The 16,464-nt window shown below is 67.9% G+C and carries 12 protein-coding genes and 1 rRNA gene; 3 read left to right on the plus strand and 10 right to left on the minus strand.

What is annotated here, in order from left to right; genetic code table 11:
- The first annotated feature begins 110 nt into the window (after positions 1-110).
- A 5S ribosomal RNA gene (rrf, locus tag E5S69_RS00005) occupies positions 111-223 on the plus strand.
- Positions 224-306: 83 nt separating this feature from the next.
- Here the strand turns inward: rrf and E5S69_RS00010 are convergent.
- From E5S69_RS00010 to E5S69_RS00045, 8 genes are all read right to left on the minus strand, one after another.
- Positions 307-1,455 (minus strand): MFS transporter, encoded by a 1,149-nt coding sequence (locus tag E5S69_RS00010; RefSeq protein ID WP_171512979.1) that lies wholly within the window; start codon positions 1,453-1,455, stop codon positions 307-309.
- 270 nt (positions 1,456-1,725) lie between these two features.
- A complete protein-coding gene (locus tag E5S69_RS00015) occupies positions 1,726-2,733 on the minus strand; it encodes a tripartite tricarboxylate transporter substrate-binding protein (protein ID WP_171512980.1) in 1,008 nt (335 codons plus the stop codon).
- 129 nt (positions 2,734-2,862) lie between these two features.
- On the minus strand, positions 2,863-5,601 hold the full coding sequence (locus E5S69_RS00020; RefSeq protein WP_171512981.1) for a molybdopterin-dependent oxidoreductase: 2,739 nt from the start codon (positions 5,599-5,601) through the stop codon (positions 2,863-2,865).
- A gap of 41 nt (positions 5,602-5,642) precedes the next feature.
- Entirely contained in the window at positions 5,643-6,884 is a 1,242-nt protein-coding gene (locus E5S69_RS00025) for an NAD(P)/FAD-dependent oxidoreductase (RefSeq protein WP_171512982.1), read from the minus strand.
- Between the two features lie 55 nt (positions 6,885-6,939).
- Positions 6,940-7,323: a nitrite reductase small subunit NirD gene (gene nirD / locus E5S69_RS00030; RefSeq protein ID WP_171512983.1), complete on the minus strand. Its 384-nt coding sequence runs from the start codon at positions 7,321-7,323 to the stop codon at positions 6,940-6,942.
- A gap of 26 nt (positions 7,324-7,349) precedes the next feature.
- Positions 7,350-9,911: a nitrite reductase large subunit NirB gene (gene nirB / locus E5S69_RS00035; protein ID WP_171512984.1), complete on the minus strand. Its 2,562-nt coding sequence runs from the start codon at positions 9,909-9,911 to the stop codon at positions 7,350-7,352.
- A 63-nt stretch (positions 9,912-9,974) separates the two neighbouring features.
- Entirely contained in the window at positions 9,975-11,294 is a 1,320-nt protein-coding gene (locus tag E5S69_RS00040) for an MFS transporter (RefSeq protein ID WP_171512985.1), read from the minus strand.
- A 342-nt stretch (positions 11,295-11,636) separates the two neighbouring features.
- Complete coding sequence (locus E5S69_RS00045) at positions 11,637-12,122, minus strand: winged helix-turn-helix transcriptional regulator (protein ID WP_171512986.1); 486 nt, start codon at positions 12,120-12,122, stop codon at positions 11,637-11,639.
- Between the two features lie 78 nt (positions 12,123-12,200).
- On the opposite strand from E5S69_RS00045, the gene E5S69_RS00050 reads away from it, so the two are divergent.
- Positions 12,201-12,782, plus strand: a complete 582-nt coding sequence (locus tag E5S69_RS00050; RefSeq protein ID WP_171512987.1) for a GNAT family N-acetyltransferase — start codon at positions 12,201-12,203, stop codon at positions 12,780-12,782.
- Positions 12,783-12,802: 20 nt separating this feature from the next.
- On the opposite strand, the gene E5S69_RS00055 is transcribed toward E5S69_RS00050, so the two are convergent.
- Complete coding sequence (locus tag E5S69_RS00055; protein ID WP_171512988.1) at positions 12,803-13,678, minus strand: EamA family transporter; 876 nt, start codon at positions 13,676-13,678, stop codon at positions 12,803-12,805.
- Positions 13,679-13,812: 134 nt separating this feature from the next.
- A complete protein-coding gene (locus E5S69_RS00060) occupies positions 13,813-14,235 on the minus strand; it encodes a Fur family transcriptional regulator (protein ID WP_171512989.1) in 423 nt (140 codons plus the stop codon).
- A gap of 99 nt (positions 14,236-14,334) precedes the next feature.
- Here E5S69_RS00060 and E5S69_RS00065 point away from each other — a divergent pair, with 99 nt between their 5' ends.
- A complete protein-coding gene (locus E5S69_RS00065) occupies positions 14,335-16,458 on the plus strand; it encodes a TonB-dependent siderophore receptor (RefSeq protein ID WP_171512990.1) in 2,124 nt (707 codons plus the stop codon).
- Positions 16,459-16,464: the final 6 nt, after the last annotated feature.

Raw genomic sequence — 16,464 nt, forward strand, 5'->3', positions numbered from 1 at the left:
TGTTTTGCCTGGTGAGCGGTTCGCCTTGTGCCAGTTGACACAGTCAATACACAACCTACACTACATCCCGATTCGTGGCGCTGTCCCAGACAGCGCCACAACCCCTCATGCCTGGTGACCATAGCGAGCTGGAACCACCCCTTCCCATCCCGAACAGGTCCGTGAAACAGCTCCGCGCCGATGATAGTGCGGATACCCGTGTGAAAGTAGGTCATCGCCAGGCTCTTATTGTGCAAAACCCCTCGACAGCATTCGCTGCGAGGGGTTTTTGCTTTGGCGCGGGCAAATGCACCGCGCTATGACTGGCTATGCTGTCTTGCGGCGGGCCATGGCGCTCAGGGCGGCGCCAGACAGGCAGACTCCGCCAAGCCACATGGCGGCCGACGTGCCGCCATGAGTCGCCGCCGCGCTTGCGGCAACGGGCATCAACATCAGTACGGCCAGGTTATTGACGCTTTCCGATGCCGCCAGCACCTTTCCCTTATGGACTCCCGCCCGTTGCGCGAGGATTGCCGTGCTGGCAGGCGCCGCGACGCCCAGCGCCGTGCCCCAGGCCAGCAGGCAAACCAGTGCGGCCGGGAGGCCGACGGGGGCCGCCATGAAAGCGATCATGGCAGCAGCGACCACCACGGTTGCCAAAACCACCACGGTTTCCAGTTGTGCACCATCGCGGTTGGCACGCCCCGCGCATACGTTGCCGATACCCAGCCCCAGACCGAATACCGAAACGGCCGCGCCGACGCTTGCCACATTGAAGCCATAGCGCAAGCGCAGCATTTCTCCAACGAAGACATAGCCGGCCACTGCGCTGCCATTCCAGGCGCCTTTCGCGGCCAATAGCCGCAAGATGGCCGCTTTGGAGTCCAGGTCGAGATTTGGTCGGACGATATCGGGCGCTCGCGGGAGATCGCGCGAAAGCAGTCGCCAGCCTGTTGCGAAGGCGGCAAGGCAACCGCCGGCGGTAACCAGGAACGGGGCGCGCCAGCCCCAAGCCCCGGCCAGCAATCCGGCCACCGCCGGGCCGGCGGCAATCCCGACAGTCATGCCCAGCATGACGACACCCATGGCACCCGTTTGTTTTCCCGGCGGGAACCTGTCGGCGATCAATGCGAAGACCGTGGGGATTGTCGCGGCTGCCGCGAGGCCGCCCAGGACACGCAGCGCCATGGCGGCCTGCAGCGTGGGCACCAAGGTCAGCGCGATGCCATCCAGCGCGAACAGAAGCATGGCCGCAAGCAGTACCCTGCGGCGTCCGGTGCGATCGGAGATCCAACCCATCAGCGGCGCGGCAAGCGCGTAGGAAAAAGCATAAGCCGAGACCAGTCCGGAGGCGCGCGCCGGGGTCGTGGCGAAGGCCACGGCCAGCGGGGTCAGCAGCGGGGCGAGCATGAATTCGGCGGCGCCGACCATGCAGACGGCAAGGGCCAGGACAGCCAGGAGGAATGGCGATGGCATTCGGGAGGCTCCATGGGCTGATGTCGGAGACAAACACTACCGAAGCGCGCGCGAGTGGACGCAACGCGGCGGCATCATCGGCTAAAACCGGCTAAATCTGGGGGAGGGATGGCGCCGCGGAATCGGGCGCAAGGGCGAGGGTGCGCGGGGCACCGGCAAGGCGGAATTGGACGAATCAGGGAGCTCGCCCGGAGAACGTGGGGATTCTAACGCATTGCGGAAGGCGGCTGCCGGCCGGCGCGCTGGCGCCGACGGCAACGGATCGCTGGCTCAGTCGGCCTCTACCTTCATCGATTTCAACAGCGGCTGCCACTTGTCGCTTTCCGCCTTCAGCAGCGCACGCAATCCTTCGGGCGTTTGCTTGTCGACAGGTACGATCTCGGCGCCCAGGCCGTCCAGTTTCTTGATTACGGCCGGATCCTTCAGGCCCTTCTGCAACGACTTGGTGAGACGCTCCACCGCGGCTGACGGCGTGCCTTTGGGTGCGTAGATGCCGTGCCAGACCTTGACGTCAAAGCCCTTGAGGCCGCCTTCTTGCAGCGTCGGGGCATTCGGCAGGGCTTTGATCCGTGCTGGCGTGGTGACGCCGAACAGGCGCACGCGATCGGCCTGGATATGCGGCAGCGTGGCCGTGGTCTGGTCGCACAGCAGGTCGACCTGGCCGCCCAGCAGCGCGGTCAGCGCCGGACCTGCGCCCTGGTAGGGAATCGCGTTCAGCTTTACGTTCACCGACTCTTCAAACAACAGTCCGCAAAGCTGGGAGACCGCGCCCAATCCGGCGTTGGCCAGCGACACCTTGTCCTTGTTTTGCGTCACGTACCGGATCAGTTCCGGCACCGTCTTCGCCGGCAGGTCCTTGCGGCCCATCAGGGTCATCGGCACGTCCGCCACCTGGCCGATGTACTCGAAGTCCTTCAGCGGGGCATACGACAGCTTCTTGTACAGCGCCGGCGCAGTTGCCATGCCGTTGTGGTGGATCAGCAGCGTATAGCCGTCGGCCTGCGCGCGCGCGACAAAGGCGGCGGCCACGGTGCCGCCGGCGCCCGTGCGGTTTTCCACCACCACGCTCTGGCCGAGATCCTGCGACATGGCCTGTGCCAGCGTACGTGCCACGACGTCGGTCGGGCCGCCGGCGGAGTAGGGGACCACCAGGGTGATCGGCTTGGCCGGATAGGCATCGGCCGCCGCCGCGCCTGAAGCGCCTGTCACGGCCGAGGCCGCCACCACCACACTTGCCAGCCATCGCGGACTGGCGAGCCGATACTTCGCATCCTTCATTGCTGTCTCCAGATTGGTGCCGCGCCGTGGGTCCGGGGCGGCTTGTCGGTGTTGCGCGGCTAGCATGGCGGCAAGCCCCGGCGACCGCAATCTGGTTCTCGTAAAGGATGCCTACTCCGTAGTGAAAGTTCAGGCCGCTTCGGCCACGCGCACCTCCACCAGCAATTTCTTCAGCTCGGGCACGCACGAGCCGCAATTGCCGCCGGCCTTGACGCAGGCCGTGATCTCCGCAGGCGTCTTCAGGTCGTGCTGGCGCACCGCATCGCAGATGGTGTTGCGCCCCACGCCAAAGCACGAGCATACCGTCGGCCCGGTGTCGGCGCCTTTCTCCATCGGCTGGCCGAGCAGCAGGCCGATACGGTCGGCGTCTTCCAGCCGCTCGCGTCCGAACAGGCCGGCGAGCCAGGCGCGCGACGGCAGTTCCGGGCGCGTCGACACGTAGACGCAGGCCTCGAGCCGGTCGCCGACGACATGGCCAGCGTGGTAGACGCCCGCCGCGCGGTCCTCGTATTCCAGCCAGTCCGCGTCCGGGTCGGCCACGCCGAGCAGCGCGCGGGCCCAGGCGGTCCGGTCGGCGACGCTGTCGCGGCCAGCGAATTCATAGCGCTGGAACTGGCGCCCCTGCACGCGCGTCCAGTAGGTCAGCGCTTCGGCAGGCAGCGCACGGCGGCTCAGCATGAAGCCATGCCAGTGCACGCCAAATGGCTCCACCCGCACCGGCGTGTGCTTGAACTCGGGCTCGCCGGAAACGGGATCGACCACCGGATTGACCAGCGCGCCGACGCGCGCGTCGGAGCTGAACTGGCCGTTCCAGTGGATCGGCACGAACACGCTGCCGCGCGGAATGCCGCCGCCATGCCGCACCCGTGCCACCATCGCGCCCCAGCGCGTGCTGACGCGCGCGAGCTTGCCTTCGCCCACCCCGCACAGCAGCGCGTCCTGCGGGTGCATGTCGACAAAGGGCTCGGGCAGGTGGTCGGCCAGCTTGGCCGACTTGCCGGTGCGCGTCATGGTGTGCCATTGGTCACGCACGCGGCCGGTGTTCAGGATCAGCGGGAAGTCGTCATCGGGCGCGTGGGCGGGCGCGCGCGGTGGTGTGGCGACAAAGCGGGCGCGGCCGTCGGCGTGGGCGTAGCGGCCATCGCCGAACAAGCGCCGGGAATCCCGGCGACCACGGGCGGGCACGGGCCATTGCACCGGTTCCATGCCGTCGTATCGCGCCTGGTCGAGACCGGCCAGCCCGCCGATATCGAACGCGCGCGGCGCGGCATCGTTGCGCCACGCGCTCAGGCGCGCGTGTTCGTCGAAGATCTGGTGCGGCCCGACATAGTCGAAGCCGCTGAAGCCCATGCGCCGTGCCACCTCGCACAGGATGGCCCAGTCGGCGCGCGCTTCGCCCGGCGCGGGCAGAAACGCGCGCTGGCGCGAAATGCGCCGTTCCGAGTTGGTGACGGTGCCATCCTTCTCGCCCCAGCCGAGCGCGGGCAGCAGCACGTGCGCGGCGGCGTTGGTGTCGGTGTGCTCGATGATATCGCTGCTGACCACCAGTTCGCACCGGGCCAGCGCGCGGCGCACCTGGTCGGCGTCGGGCAGGCTCACCACCGGGTTGGTGGCGATCACCCAGACTGCCTTGACGCGGCCGGCTTCGATGGCCTCGAACAATTCCACCGCCTTCAGGCCCGGACGGTCTGCCACCACCGGCGATTGCCAGAAGTCCTGCACGACCTCGCGATGCAGCGGGTTGGCCAGTTCCATGTGCGCGGCCAGCATATTGGCCAGGCCGCCGACCTCGCGCCCGCCCATCGCATTGGGCTGGCCGGTCAGCGAGAACGGGCCCATGCCGGCCTGGCCGATACGGCCGGTGAGCAGGTGGCAGTTGATGATGCTGTTGACCTTGTCGGTGCCTGCCGACGACTGGTTGACGCCCTGCGAGAAGGCCGTCACGGTCTTCCCGGTTTGCGCGAACAGCTGGTAGAAGGCTAGCACGTCCTGCACATCGAGCTTGCAGGCGCGGGCCACGGCGGCGGGATCGGCGCAGCTGGCGTCGGCGGCCTGAAGCGCTTCATCCAGCCCGGCGGTGCTTGCCGCGACGAAGGCGGGGTTGGCGTGTCCCTCGCGCGCCAGATAGCTCAGCAGGCCGTTGAACAGCCACACGTCGGTGCCGGGGCGCAGCGCCAGGTGCAGGTCGGCCAGCTCGCAGGTGGCGGTGCGGCGCGGATCGATCGCCACGATCTTCATCTCCGGGCGCGCTTCCTTGGCTTTGGACAGGCGCTGGAACAGGATCGGGTGGCACCACGCGGTGTTGGAGCCCACCAGCACCACCAGGTCGGCCAGTTCCAGGTCTTCATAGTTGCCCGGCACCAGGTCTTCGCCGAAGGCGCGCTTGTGCCCGGCCACGGCCGACGACATGCACAGCCGCGAGTTGGTGTCGATATTGGCGCTGCCGATGAAGCCCTTCATCAGCTTGTTGGCGACGTAGTAATCCTCGGTCAGCAACTGGCCCGAGACATAGAGCGCGACCGAATCCGGGCCGTGGCGGCGCACGATATCGGCGAAGCCCTGGGCCACGGTGTCCAGCGCGCGGTCCCACGACACCTGCCGCAGCGCGCCGTCGCCGCCGCGCAGTTTCGGATGGAGCAGGCGGCCTTCCAGGTCCACGGTTTCGCCCAGCGCAGAGCCCTTGACGCACAGCCGGCCCTGATTGGACGGATGCTGTGCATCGCCGGCGATCTCGACCTGGCCGTCGGCGCGCACGCTAGCGCGCACGCCGCAGCCGACGCCGCAGTACGGGCAGGTGGTGGCGGTGGTCGTGGCCAGGGTTGCCGGCGTTGCCGAAATCACTGCGACCGGGATATCAGACAGGTTCACGCGTTCTCCGTACGGGGGCGTTCAATGCTTTGCGGGAAGTCCTATGCAGCCAGCGCTTCGCACTGCGCCTTGCCGAACAGCAGGCGCTGGCGCAGCGCCGCCACCGGCGTGCGTTGCTGGATCAGGTCGAAATACCAGGCCCCGTCCTGCACGTCGCCATACAGCACGGCGCCCACCAGGCGGCCGTCCTGCAGCACCAGGCGCTTGTAGACGCCGCGGCGCGCGTCGCGCAGCACCAGGTCTTCACTGTCTTCGCCGCCGATGAAGTCGCCGGCGGAGTACAGGTCGACGCCGGTGACTTTCAGCTTGGTAGCGGTGGCTTGCTGCACATAGCGGCGATGCCCGGCGCCGGCCAGGTGCGCGGCGCACACGCGGGCCTGGTCCCAGATCGGCGCCACCAGGCCGAAGGTGGCCTGGCGATGCTGCACGCACTCGCCTACCGCGTAGATGCGTGGATCGTAGGTCTGCAGCGTGTCGTCGACAACGATGGCACGCTCGCAGTGCAGGCCGGCGCCGGCGGCCAGGTCGATATTGGGACGCACGCCGGCGGTCATCACCACCAGGTCGGCGGGGATCTCGCTGCCGTCCTGGAAGCGCACGCCGGTGACGCGCTCGGTGCCAAGGATTTCGGCGGTCTGCGCGCTCAGCAGGAAGCGCAGGCCCTTGCGCTCCAGCGCGCCCTTGAGCAGCGTGGCGGCCGGTTTGTCGAGCTGGCGCTCCATCAGGCAGTCGGCCAGGTGCACCACGGTCACGTCCATGCCCTGGCGCAGCAGGCCGTTGGCCGCCTCCAGCCCGAGCAGGCCGCCGCCGATCACCACCGCGTGGCGGTGGTTGCGGGCGGCGTCGAGCATGGTCTGCACATCCTGGATGTCGCGGAAGGCGATCACGCCGTCCAGCTGGTGGCCGGGCACCGGGATGATGAACGGCTTGGAACCGGTGGCCAGCAGCAAGCGGTCGTAGCGTACCTCGCGCCCCGAGGCCGAACGCACGATGCGGCGCGGCCGGTCGATGGCCACCACCGGGTCGCCGGCGAGCAGTTCGATGCCATGCTCGGCGTACCACTCGCGCGTGTTCAGCATGATGTCCGCCACCGTCTTTTCGCCGGCCAGCACCGGCGAGAGCAGGATGCGGTTGTAGTTGCCGTGCGGCTCGGCGCCGAACACCGTGATGTCGTACAGGTCCGGCGCCAGCCTCAGCAGTTCCTCGACGGTGCGCATGCCGGCCATGCCGTTGCCGACGACGACCAGGCGCGGGCGGGCTTGGGGGTTGGCGGAAGGCGTCATGCCGGCATCTCCGTTAGCGGGGCGGTTGTAACTGGGGAATATCGGGGCGCTGGCGTCAGGCGGCGAGTTCTTCTTCGGCCTCGCGCACTACCATGTCGGCCGCAATCCAGACCTTGCCGTCATAGACGCGCGCGGCGTAGGCGTTGACCGACTGCTCGGGCGCCTCCAGGCATTCGCCGGTGCGCAGGTCGAAGTGGTGCTTGTAGATCGGCGAAGCCACCACCAGGCGCTCGCCCAGGTTGCCGACCAGCCCGCGCGACAGCACCGCGGCCTGGGCGTTGGGATCGAAATTGTCGATGGCGTAGACCTCGTCGCCGCGGCCGATGCGGAATACGGCGACCTGCTTGCCATCGACCAGCGCGCACACACCAGTATTGGGCACGATATCGCGGACGGTGCAGATGGCGGTCCAGGTTTCGGCATGGTGGGAATGGCTCATCACGTTCTCCTTGTTTGCGGGCACGGTCAGGCTGCTTTCGCGGGCATGGACACCACGGGAATGTGGCTCAGCCGGGAGCGTTGCAAGTTCCGTTCCTCCGGCGTGGCCGGGCGGATCTGGCCGCGCTCTTCGATAAACACCAGGTTGTCGTCGCGGCGGTCGCTGTTGACGAAGTGGCGGAAGCGCTTGCGCGTCTCGGGGTCGGTCACGGCCTTCTTCCACTCATCTTCATAGGTGTCGACCACGTGCTGCATCTCGGCCTCGAGTTCGGCGGCGAGGCCAAGCTTGTCGTCCAGCACCACCGCCTTCAGGTAGTCCAGGCCGCCTTCCAGGTTGTCGCGCCACACGCTGGTGCGCTGCAGGCGGTCGGCGGTGCGCACATAGAACATCAGGAAGCGGTCGATGTAGCGCACCAGCGTGTCGTGGTCGAGGTCGCTTGCCAGCAGTTCGGCATGGCGCGGCTTCATGCCGCCGTTGCCGCACACGTACAGGTTCCAGCCCTTGTCGGTGGCGATCACGCCCACGTCCTTGCCTTGCGCCTCGGCGCATTCACGGGTGCAGCCGGACACGCCGAACTTGATCTTGTGCGGCGCGCGCAGGCCCTTGTAGCGGTTTTCCAGTTCGATCGCCAGGCCCACCGAATCGCCCACGCCATAACGGCACCAGGTCGAGCCCACGCACGACTTCACCGTGCGCAGCGCCTTGCCGTAGGCATGCCCCGATTCAAAGCCGGCGGCGATCAGCTCTTCCCAGATATAGGGCAGTTCCTCGGCGCGCGCCCCAAACAGGTCCACGCGCTGGCCGCCGGTGATCTTGGTATAGAGGCCGTACTTCTTGGCGACCTGGCCCACCGCGATCAGGCCTTCGGGCGTGACTTCGCCGCCCGGCATGCGCGGCACCACCGAGTAGGTGCCATCCTTCTGGATATTGGCCAGGTAGTAGTCGTTGGAGTCCTGCAGGCTGGCGTGCTCTTCCTTCAGCACGAACTCGTTCCAGCACGAGGCCAGGATGCTGCCCACGGTGGGCTTGCAGATATCGCAGCCCAGGCCCTTGCCGTGCGCATGCAGCAGTGCGTCGAAGGTCTTGTGCTGGCCCACGCGCACCAGGTGGTAGAGCTCCTGGCGGGAATAGGGGAAGTGCTCGCAGAGATGGTTATTGACCGCCATGCCCTGCTTCTTCATCTCGGCCTTCATGATCTGCGTCACCAGCGGCACGCAGCCGCCGCAGGCGGTGCCGGCCTTGGTGCAGCTCTTGAGCGCGCCGATGCTGGTCGAGCCGTCGCAGACGGCCGCGCAGATCTCGCCCTTGGACACGTTGTTGCACGAGCAGATCTGGGCGGTGTCGGGCAGGGCGTCGGCGCCCAGCGCCGGACGGCCCTTGCCGCCGCTGTCGGGCAGGATCAGGAACTCGGGCGACTCGGGCAGCTCGATCTTGTTCAGCATCATCTGCAGCAGCGTGCCGTACTCGCTGGCATCGCCGATCAGCACGCCGCCCAGCAGGTACTTGCCGCAGTCGGACACCACCAGCTTCTTGTAGACCTCCTTGCGGTCGTCGCAGAACTGGTAGAAGCGCGCGCCCGGCACGGTGCCGTGCGGGTCGCCGATGCTGGCCACGTCCACGCCCATCAGCTTGAGCTTGGTGCTCATGTCGGCGCCGCTGAACTCAACGGATTCGCCCTGCAGATGGCGCGCGGCAACGCGGGCCATGTCGTAGCCCGGCGCGACCAGGCCGTAGATCTTGCCTTGCCACAGCGCGCATTCGCCGATGGCGTAGATGTCGGGGTCGGAGGTGCGGCAGTGGTTGTCCACCGCAATGCCGCCGCGTTCGCCCACCGCCAGCCCGCTGGCGCGCGCCAGTTCGTCGCGCGGGCGGATGCCGGCGGAGAACACGATCATGTCGGTGTCGAGATGGGTGCCGTCGGCAAACACCATGCGGTGGGTGCCGGCTTCGCCGTCGATGATCTCAACGGTGTTCTTGCCGGTATGCGCGGTCACGCCCAGGCCTGCGATCTTCTGGCGCAGCATGCGGCCGCCGCCTTCGTCGACCTGCACCGCCATCAGCCGCGGCGCGAACTCCACCACATGGGTGTCGAGGTTCATGTCGCGCAGCGCCTTGGCGCACTCCAGGCCGAGCAGGCCGCCGCCGACCACCACGCCGGTCTTGGCGCGCGCGCCGCATTCACGCATGGCTTCCAGGTCTTCGATGGTGCGGTAGACGAAGCAGTCCTTGCGGTCCTTGCCCGGCACCGGCGGCACGAAGGGATAGGAGCCGGTAGCCAGGATCAGCTTGTCGTAGGCGAGGGTCTCGCCGGTGGAGACCTTGACCGTGCGTGTGGCGCGATCAATTTCCACCGCGCGCGCGTTCAGCCGCAGCAGCATGTTGTTGTGCTGCTCGAAGAAGCCCGCGGGCACCAGCGACAGGTCTTCGGCCGACTTGCCGGCGAAGAACTCGGAGAGGTGCACGCGATCGTAGGCCGGACGCGGTTCTTCGCACAGCACGGTCACTTCGACGTTCTGTGCGCCGGCTTGCGCCAGGCATTCGAGGAACTTGTGACCTACCATGCCGTGGCCGACGATGATCAGTTTCATGATGCTTTCCTTGTCCGGAGTCAGTCTGTGCTGCTTGTTGTGCTGTGGGGCAATGCTGCGAAATCAGTTGGCCAGGGCGCTGTCGTACAGCGCCTGCTCGCGTTCCTTGTGCTCGGCGCTGAAGCGGATGGCGATGGCGCACAGCGCGGCGATGGTGGCCATCACGCCTAGCACCATCAGCGTCTGCTGCACGTTGCCCAGGCCCTTGAGCAGGAAGCCCGCGGCGACGGCGCCGACATTGCCGCCCGCGCCGATGATTCCGGCCACGCCGCCGAGCGCCTTGCGGTCGATGAACGGCACCAGGGCGTAGGTCGCGCCGCAGGCCATATGGGTGAACAGGCCGAACAGCAGCATCGCCACCACCGCCAGCGCCACGCTGCCGGCCTGCGCGAACCACAGCAGGCCCAGCCCTTCGCCCAGGATCAGCACGAACAGCAGCGAGGCGCGCGCATCCAGGCCGCGGCGGCGCGCCGCCTTGTCCGACAGCCAGCCGCCCAGCGCACGGGCAAACAGCGCCAGCAGGCCGAAGCTGGCGGCGGCCAGGCCGGCGGCCTTCAGGCTCAGGCCGAAGCGGTCGACGTAGTACATCGCGGCGATGTTGTGGATGAAGATCTCCACGCCGAAGCAGGCGCCGTAGGTGATGAACAGCAGCCACACGCGATAGTTGGCGCTGGCGGCGCGGAAGCTGGCCCAGCCGCCGCCCTTGGCGCCATCCTTGCCGCTGATTTCGATGCCGCGGGCGCGCAGTTCCGAGTAGTTGCCTTCCGGGCAGTCCTGCGTGAAGCGGTAGTACACGACGGCCATGATCAGCATCAGCACGCCCGGCACCAGCAGCGCGATGCGCCAGCCGAGGGCGTGATCCGCACCCATCATCAGCACCGCTGCCAGCACCAGCGGCATCAGCGCCTGCGCGGCGCCCCCGCCGGCATTGCCCCAGCCGGCCGAGGCCGCGTTGGCGGTGCCGACCACGTTGGGCGCGAACATCACCGAGGTGTGGTACTGCGTGATCACGAAGCTCGCGCCGACCGCGCCGATCAGCAGCCGGAACACCAGGAAAGTCTCGTAGTTCTGCGCCAGCGCTACGCCCAGCACCGGCAGTGCGCCCAGCGCCAGCAGCCCGGTGTAGGTCTTGCGCGGGCCGAAGCGGTCGCACATAGGGCCGATCACCAAGCGCACCAGGATCGTCACCGCCACCGCCGCGATATTGATGTTGGCGATCTGGCCGGCGCTCAGGCCGAACTCGCCCTTGAGCACCGGCATCAGCGGCGCGCAGGCAAACCACGCGAAGAAACATACGAAGAACGCCATCCAGGTCAGGTGGAAGGCGCGCATCTGCGGAGTGCTCAAGCTCAGCAGCTCGATGCGGGTGGCTTTGCCGGTCATCGTCACTTGCTCCAAGAAAACAAATGGCGTCCCGCAAACCGGCGGTTAAGCCGATTCAGGGGACGCCGTTGTCCTGACAGCCACTACATGGAATAGGGACTGTGTGTGGGGGTGGGCCGGTCGCCGTTGACGGGCCCGGACGCTATTACGCAAGGGGTGTGCCAACCCCAGCGAGTGACGAGCAAGGGGGGTGAGGGCGCATAAGGGCGGGGAAGGGCACGCGGCCGCACGTGCGGCGGGGCACCCATGCGCTCTGGTGGGGCGGGTGAGCGGCGCGCGGCACGCTCATGGTGCAGTGCGGCGGACTACGCTGGTGCGCGGGGCACCGCGTGCGGCAAGGGGTTAGTTGCCGGAACCCGGGGAGGGGGAAGCGGCCACGGGAATGATCTGCATGTCGCGCGGCGACACCTCCGCGCCATCCTCGTCGACCAGCGCCGCGCGCACCCGCTTGCCGTTTGCGCGCGAGCGGATCTCAACCGGGCCGCCATCCGCGGCCATGTGGCAGTCCCCCCATTGCATCAGGCCGACCAGCACCGGCAGCAGCTCCACCGCGGCGCGGGTGGGGCGGTACTCGAAGCGTTCTCGCTCTCCTGGCTCGCGGTAGCCGACCTTGCGCAGCAGGCCGGCATCGGTCAGCGTCTTGAGCCGTGCCGACAGCACCGCCGGCGAGCATTCCAGCCGGCGCAGGAAGTCATCGAAGCGCGTCACGCCGTGGAAAACGTCGCGCAGGATCAGGATCGTCCACTTTTCGCCGATCAGCGACAGCGTGGAGGCAATCGAGCAATGGCGGAGATCGGACGCAGTGAGGGTCATGATGCGGGGAAGCATAGCATGCTGACTTCATTTGAAAAAGTCAGGTTATCTCTTATACTCTGGCTACAAATTATGAATCCAGAGGTGGCGGGGATGGATATCCAAGGCTTGGCAAGTGAAGGCGTGTCGGAACGCTGGACGGTGGGACGGGGCGTGCAGGTGACGCTGCGCCGCACCCGGGCGCACGATGTTGCGGCGCTGCGCGCGATGGTCGATGCGCTGTCGCGGGAGAGCCGTTACTTCCGCTTCCTGACCGGGGGGCGGGTGGTGGACGAGATCGTCGCCAGCCTCGCCGCACCGCGGGACGGGGGCGCGGCGCTGGTCGTGGTGGCTCCGGATGACGACGGCAGGCAGGCCATCGTTGCCAGCGCCGAATATGTCGTGTCCGGCCAGGTTGCCGAGTTCGCCGTGGTGGTGGCCGATGCCTGGCAGGGGCAGGGGCTGGGCCGGCGCCTGATCGCCAGGCTGTGCGAGCTGGCGCGCACGGCGGGCCTGCACGGCCTGCGCGGCGACGTGCTCAGCGAGAACCGGCGCATGCTGGCTATCCTGCGGGGGCTGGGCTTTGCCAGCCACCGCAATCCGCAGGACAGCTACCTGCATGAAGTCACCATGGCGCTGTCTCAGCCGGCGCGCAGCCCGCAATGCCTGCCGGCGGACTGGTTCAGCGCGCGCTGAACTGCCGCGCGCCCGGCACCTCAGCCGGCTTCGCGCTTGCCGCGCGAGGTCATGGTGCAGCCGACCGAGGCCGTAATGATGCTGGCGATCGCCAGCCACTGCACCGTGCTCAGCTGTTCATGCAGGAACACCAGCCCGGCGAGCGCGCCCATGGCCGGCTCCATGCTCAGCAGGATGCCGAAGGTGCGCCGGTGCAGGCGCTTGAGCGCGACCATCTCCAGCGAATAGGGAATCGCGCTGGACAGGAGGCCGACCGCCAGCCCAAACAGCAGCAGCGTCGGACTGAACATGGCGGTGCCGGCATGCGCCAGCCCGAACGGCAGCACCACCAGGGCGGCCATGGTCAGCCCTAGCGAGGTTGCCTGCCCGCCGTGGGCGTTGCCGGCCATCTGCCCGAACACGATATACAGCGCCCAACCCACGCCCGCGGCCAGCGCGAAGGCGATGCCGACCGGATCCAGCGTGCCGGCGGCATCGCCCACCGGCAGCAACAGCAGCAGCCCGGTGACCGCAAAGCCGATCCACAGGAAATCGATCGCGCGCCGCGACGACAGCACCGCCACCGCCAGCGGCCCGGTGAACTCGACGGCGATCGCCAGCCCCAGCGGAATGGTCCGCAACGACATGTAGAACAGCAAGTTGGTGACGCCCAGCGCCGCGCCATACAGCGCGATCGCGCGGGCGTTGGCCCGCGTCAGCGGCATGCGCCACGGACGCCAGACGCACAGCAGGATCAGCGCGGAAAAGCTGACCCGCAGCGCCGTGGTGCCTTGCGCGCCCAGCGCCGAGAACAGGCTCTTGGCAAACGAGGTGCCGATGCACAGCGAAGCCATCGAACCGGTCAGGGCCAGTACGGCGATCAGGGTCGAGCGGCGGTGGGCGGCGGCGTGCGGCAAGGTCGGGTCCTGTATGGGTAAGGGGGCGGCGCGAATGCAGCCGCATCATGCGGCAACCGCGGCGCCGGCGCCATATACAGGTGTGCGCAGGGGGCTCAGTACAGTTGTGCGATACGCGCGCCATGGGGCGCGGTTCAGTGGTCCCGTGCGGCGGCCTTGCGCAGTTTGCCGGACCCGCCGGCGCAATCCGGGCAGCGGCCCAGCAGCGTCAGTTCATGGTGCTCCACCACAAAGCCCGGCGGCGTAATTTCTTCCAGGTGCCCCGGGCACCCATCCAGTGGGAACACGCGGTCGCACGTCAGGCACTGGAAATAGTGGCGATGCGTCACGGCGCCGGGCTCCTCGGCGAGTTCATACCGGTCCGCCTGGCCCGGCAATTCCACGGCGTGCACCTGCGCATCGTCGAGCAGCGCACGGAGATTGCGATAGACCGTGGCCAGGCCCAGCGATGGCACCTGGCGCTGGGCCGCGGCCAGGATCTCGGCCGGGCTCAGCGGCCGGCCGGCTTCGCGCAGCGCGTCGATCACGGCGCCGCGTTGACGGGTCATGCGTTCCATGCCTAAAATCTTAGTGAGAATTCATTATCATTAGCGAGAGTCGCCGCGGTTTGCCAGTCGGATGGCCGCCGCGGCGACTCGTTTTTTGGGGTGTCCCTTATGCTGCTTGCGCAGCCCAGCCGCGCCCGGCGCCGCGCGCCATTTTCGTCCCTGCCCGCCCTGATGCTGGCGGTCTCTGGCCTGGCCGAGGCGGCCGAAGCCGCCGATATCACCCTGCCTGCGGTGTCGGTCACCGGCACGGCCACCGCATCATACAACCCGCCCGACGCCGCGGGCGCGACCCGCACCGACACGCCACTGCGCGACATCCCGCAGTCAGTGCGCGTGGTGCCGCGCGCCATGCTCGACGACATCGCCGCGACCCGCTTCGACCAGACCTTCGACTACATCAGCGGCGTGGCGAGGCAAAACAACTTTGGCGGGCTGTGGGACAACTTTGCCATGCGTGGCTTTACCGGCAACGAGAACACCGGCGCCGGCTACCTGGTCAACGGTTTCGCCGCCAATCGCGGTTATACCGCGCCGCTGGACGCCGCCACCATCGACCGCGTGGAAGTGCTCAAGGGCCCGACCTCGTCGCTGTACGGCAGCAGCGAACCTGGCGGCACCTTCAACGTGGTCACGCGCCAGCCGCAGTTCCGGCCCGCGCAGCGCTATGGTTTCGAGCTGGGCACGCGCGACGGCTACCGCGCCAGCGCCGACGTCACCGGTGCGCTCGGCGAAAACGTCGCCGGCCGGCTGATCGCGGTGGCCGACCACCAGGGCAGCACGCGCGACTTCATCCACAGCCAGCGCTACCTGGTCGCGCCATCGTTCACGTGGATGCTCGGCAACGACACCATCCTGCAATATGCCGCGGAATTCCAGCGCTACACCACGCCGATGGACCGTGGCGTGGTGGCCGTCAACGGTCAGCTCGGCCGCATCCCGCGCTCGCGCTTCCTGGGCGAAGCGGGCGACGGCAGCATGCGCCTGGACAGCCAGTCGCACCAGTTCAGCGTGGAGCACCAGTTTTCGCCGAACTGGAAAGGCAGGCTCGGCTTGTCGTATCGCGGCGGCGCGCTGGCCGGGCATTCGAGCGAGGCCACCTCGCTCGCGGCCGATGGCCGCACGCTATGGCGCCAGCATCGCTACCGCGATTTCCAGTCTGACGATGTCTCGCTGCAGGCCAGCATGACCGGCAAGTTCAGCACTGGCACCGTTGGGCATGAACTGCTGCTGGGCGTGGACGCCTACCGCTTCGGCAACACCATGGCGATCCTGCGCAAGAATCCCAGCGCCGCGGCGCCGTACGCGATCGACATCTACCAGCCGGTCTATGGCCAGCCGGCGCCGCCGCTCGCGTGGAACATGGACACTTACGAGCGCCAGCACAATCTTGGCGCCTACGCACAGGACCAGATCAGCCTGGGCGAGCGCTGGCGCGTGCTGGCCGGCGTACGCTTCGACAGTTTCAGCCAGGTGCTGGACGACCATCTGCGCGGCACCCGCAGCACGCAGCACCACAACGCGGTGTCGCCGCGCGTGGGCGTGAGCTATCTGGCCAGCCACAATCTGTCCCTGTTCGCCAATGCCAGCCAGTCGTTCCGCCCCAATGCCGGCACCGATGCCGCCGGCCAGCCGTTCGACCCGGAGCGCGGCCGCGCGCTGGAGGCCGGCATCAAGTTCGACAGCGATGACCGCCGCACCGGCGCCACGCTGGCCGTGTTCGAGATCCGCAAGCGCAATGTGCTAGCCGCGGACCCGGCCGATCCGTCGTTCTATCTCGCCGCCGGTGAAGCGCGCAGCCGCGGCGTCGAGCTCGATGTGGCCGGCCAGCTTGGCACGCACTGGCGCGTGTCGGGCAGCTTCGCGCTGACCGATGCCGAGATCACGCAGGACACCCGCCTGGCCGCCGGCACACCGTTGTCCAATGTGCCGCGCACCAGCGCCAGCCTGCTGGCAATGTACGAAGACGCGGCGCCGGTGGGGCAGCGCTATGGCGCCGGCGCCGGCGTGCGCTACGTCGGCCGGCGCCCGGGCGACGGGCAGGACAGCTTCTCGCTGCCGGCCTACGTGCTGGTGGACCTGCACGGCTACTGGCAGTACAGCCGGCACGTGCGCGTGTCGCTCAACGTCGGCAACCTGTTCGACAAGACCTATTACGCCAGCTCGTACAGCAGCCTGTGGGTAGCGCCGGGCACGGGCCGCAGCGTGCGGCTGGGCGTGCAGCTGAGCTACTGACGAGGG

It is taken from the genome of Cupriavidus necator, assembly GCF_013141915.1.
Lineage (GTDB): Bacteria > Pseudomonadota > Gammaproteobacteria > Burkholderiales > Burkholderiaceae > Cupriavidus > Cupriavidus necator_B.

Bases quoted from the DNA above. Each gene is read 5' to 3' on its own strand.
- E5S69_RS00010 (WP_171512979.1), bottom strand. From the start codon at position 1,455: ATGCCATCGCCATTCCTCCTGGCTGTCCTGGCCCTTGCCGTCTGCATG.
- E5S69_RS00015 (WP_171512980.1), bottom strand. From the start codon at position 2,733: ATGAAGGATGCGAAGTATCGGCTCGCCAGTCCGCGATGGCTGGCAAGT.
- E5S69_RS00025 (WP_171512982.1), bottom strand. From the start codon at position 6,884: ATGACGCCTTCCGCCAACCCCCAAGCCCGCCCGCGCCTGGTCGTCGTC.
- nirD (WP_171512983.1), bottom strand. From the start codon at position 7,323: ATGAGCCATTCCCACCATGCCGAAACCTGGACCGCCATCTGCACCGTC.
- nirB (WP_171512984.1), bottom strand. From the start codon at position 9,911: ATGAAACTGATCATCGTCGGCCACGGCATGGTAGGTCACAAGTTCCTC.
- E5S69_RS00040 (WP_171512985.1), bottom strand. From the start codon at position 11,294: ATGACCGGCAAAGCCACCCGCATCGAGCTGCTGAGCTTGAGCACTCCG.
- E5S69_RS00045 (WP_171512986.1), bottom strand. From the start codon at position 12,122: ATGCTTCCCCGCATCATGACCCTCACTGCGTCCGATCTCCGCCATTGC.
- E5S69_RS00050 (WP_171512987.1), top strand. From the start codon at position 12,201: ATGGATATCCAAGGCTTGGCAAGTGAAGGCGTGTCGGAACGCTGGACG.
- E5S69_RS00060 (WP_171512989.1), bottom strand. From the start codon at position 14,235: ATGGAACGCATGACCCGTCAACGCGGCGCCGTGATCGACGCGCTGCGC.
- E5S69_RS00065 (WP_171512990.1), top strand. From the start codon at position 14,335: ATGCTGCTTGCGCAGCCCAGCCGCGCCCGGCGCCGCGCGCCATTTTCG.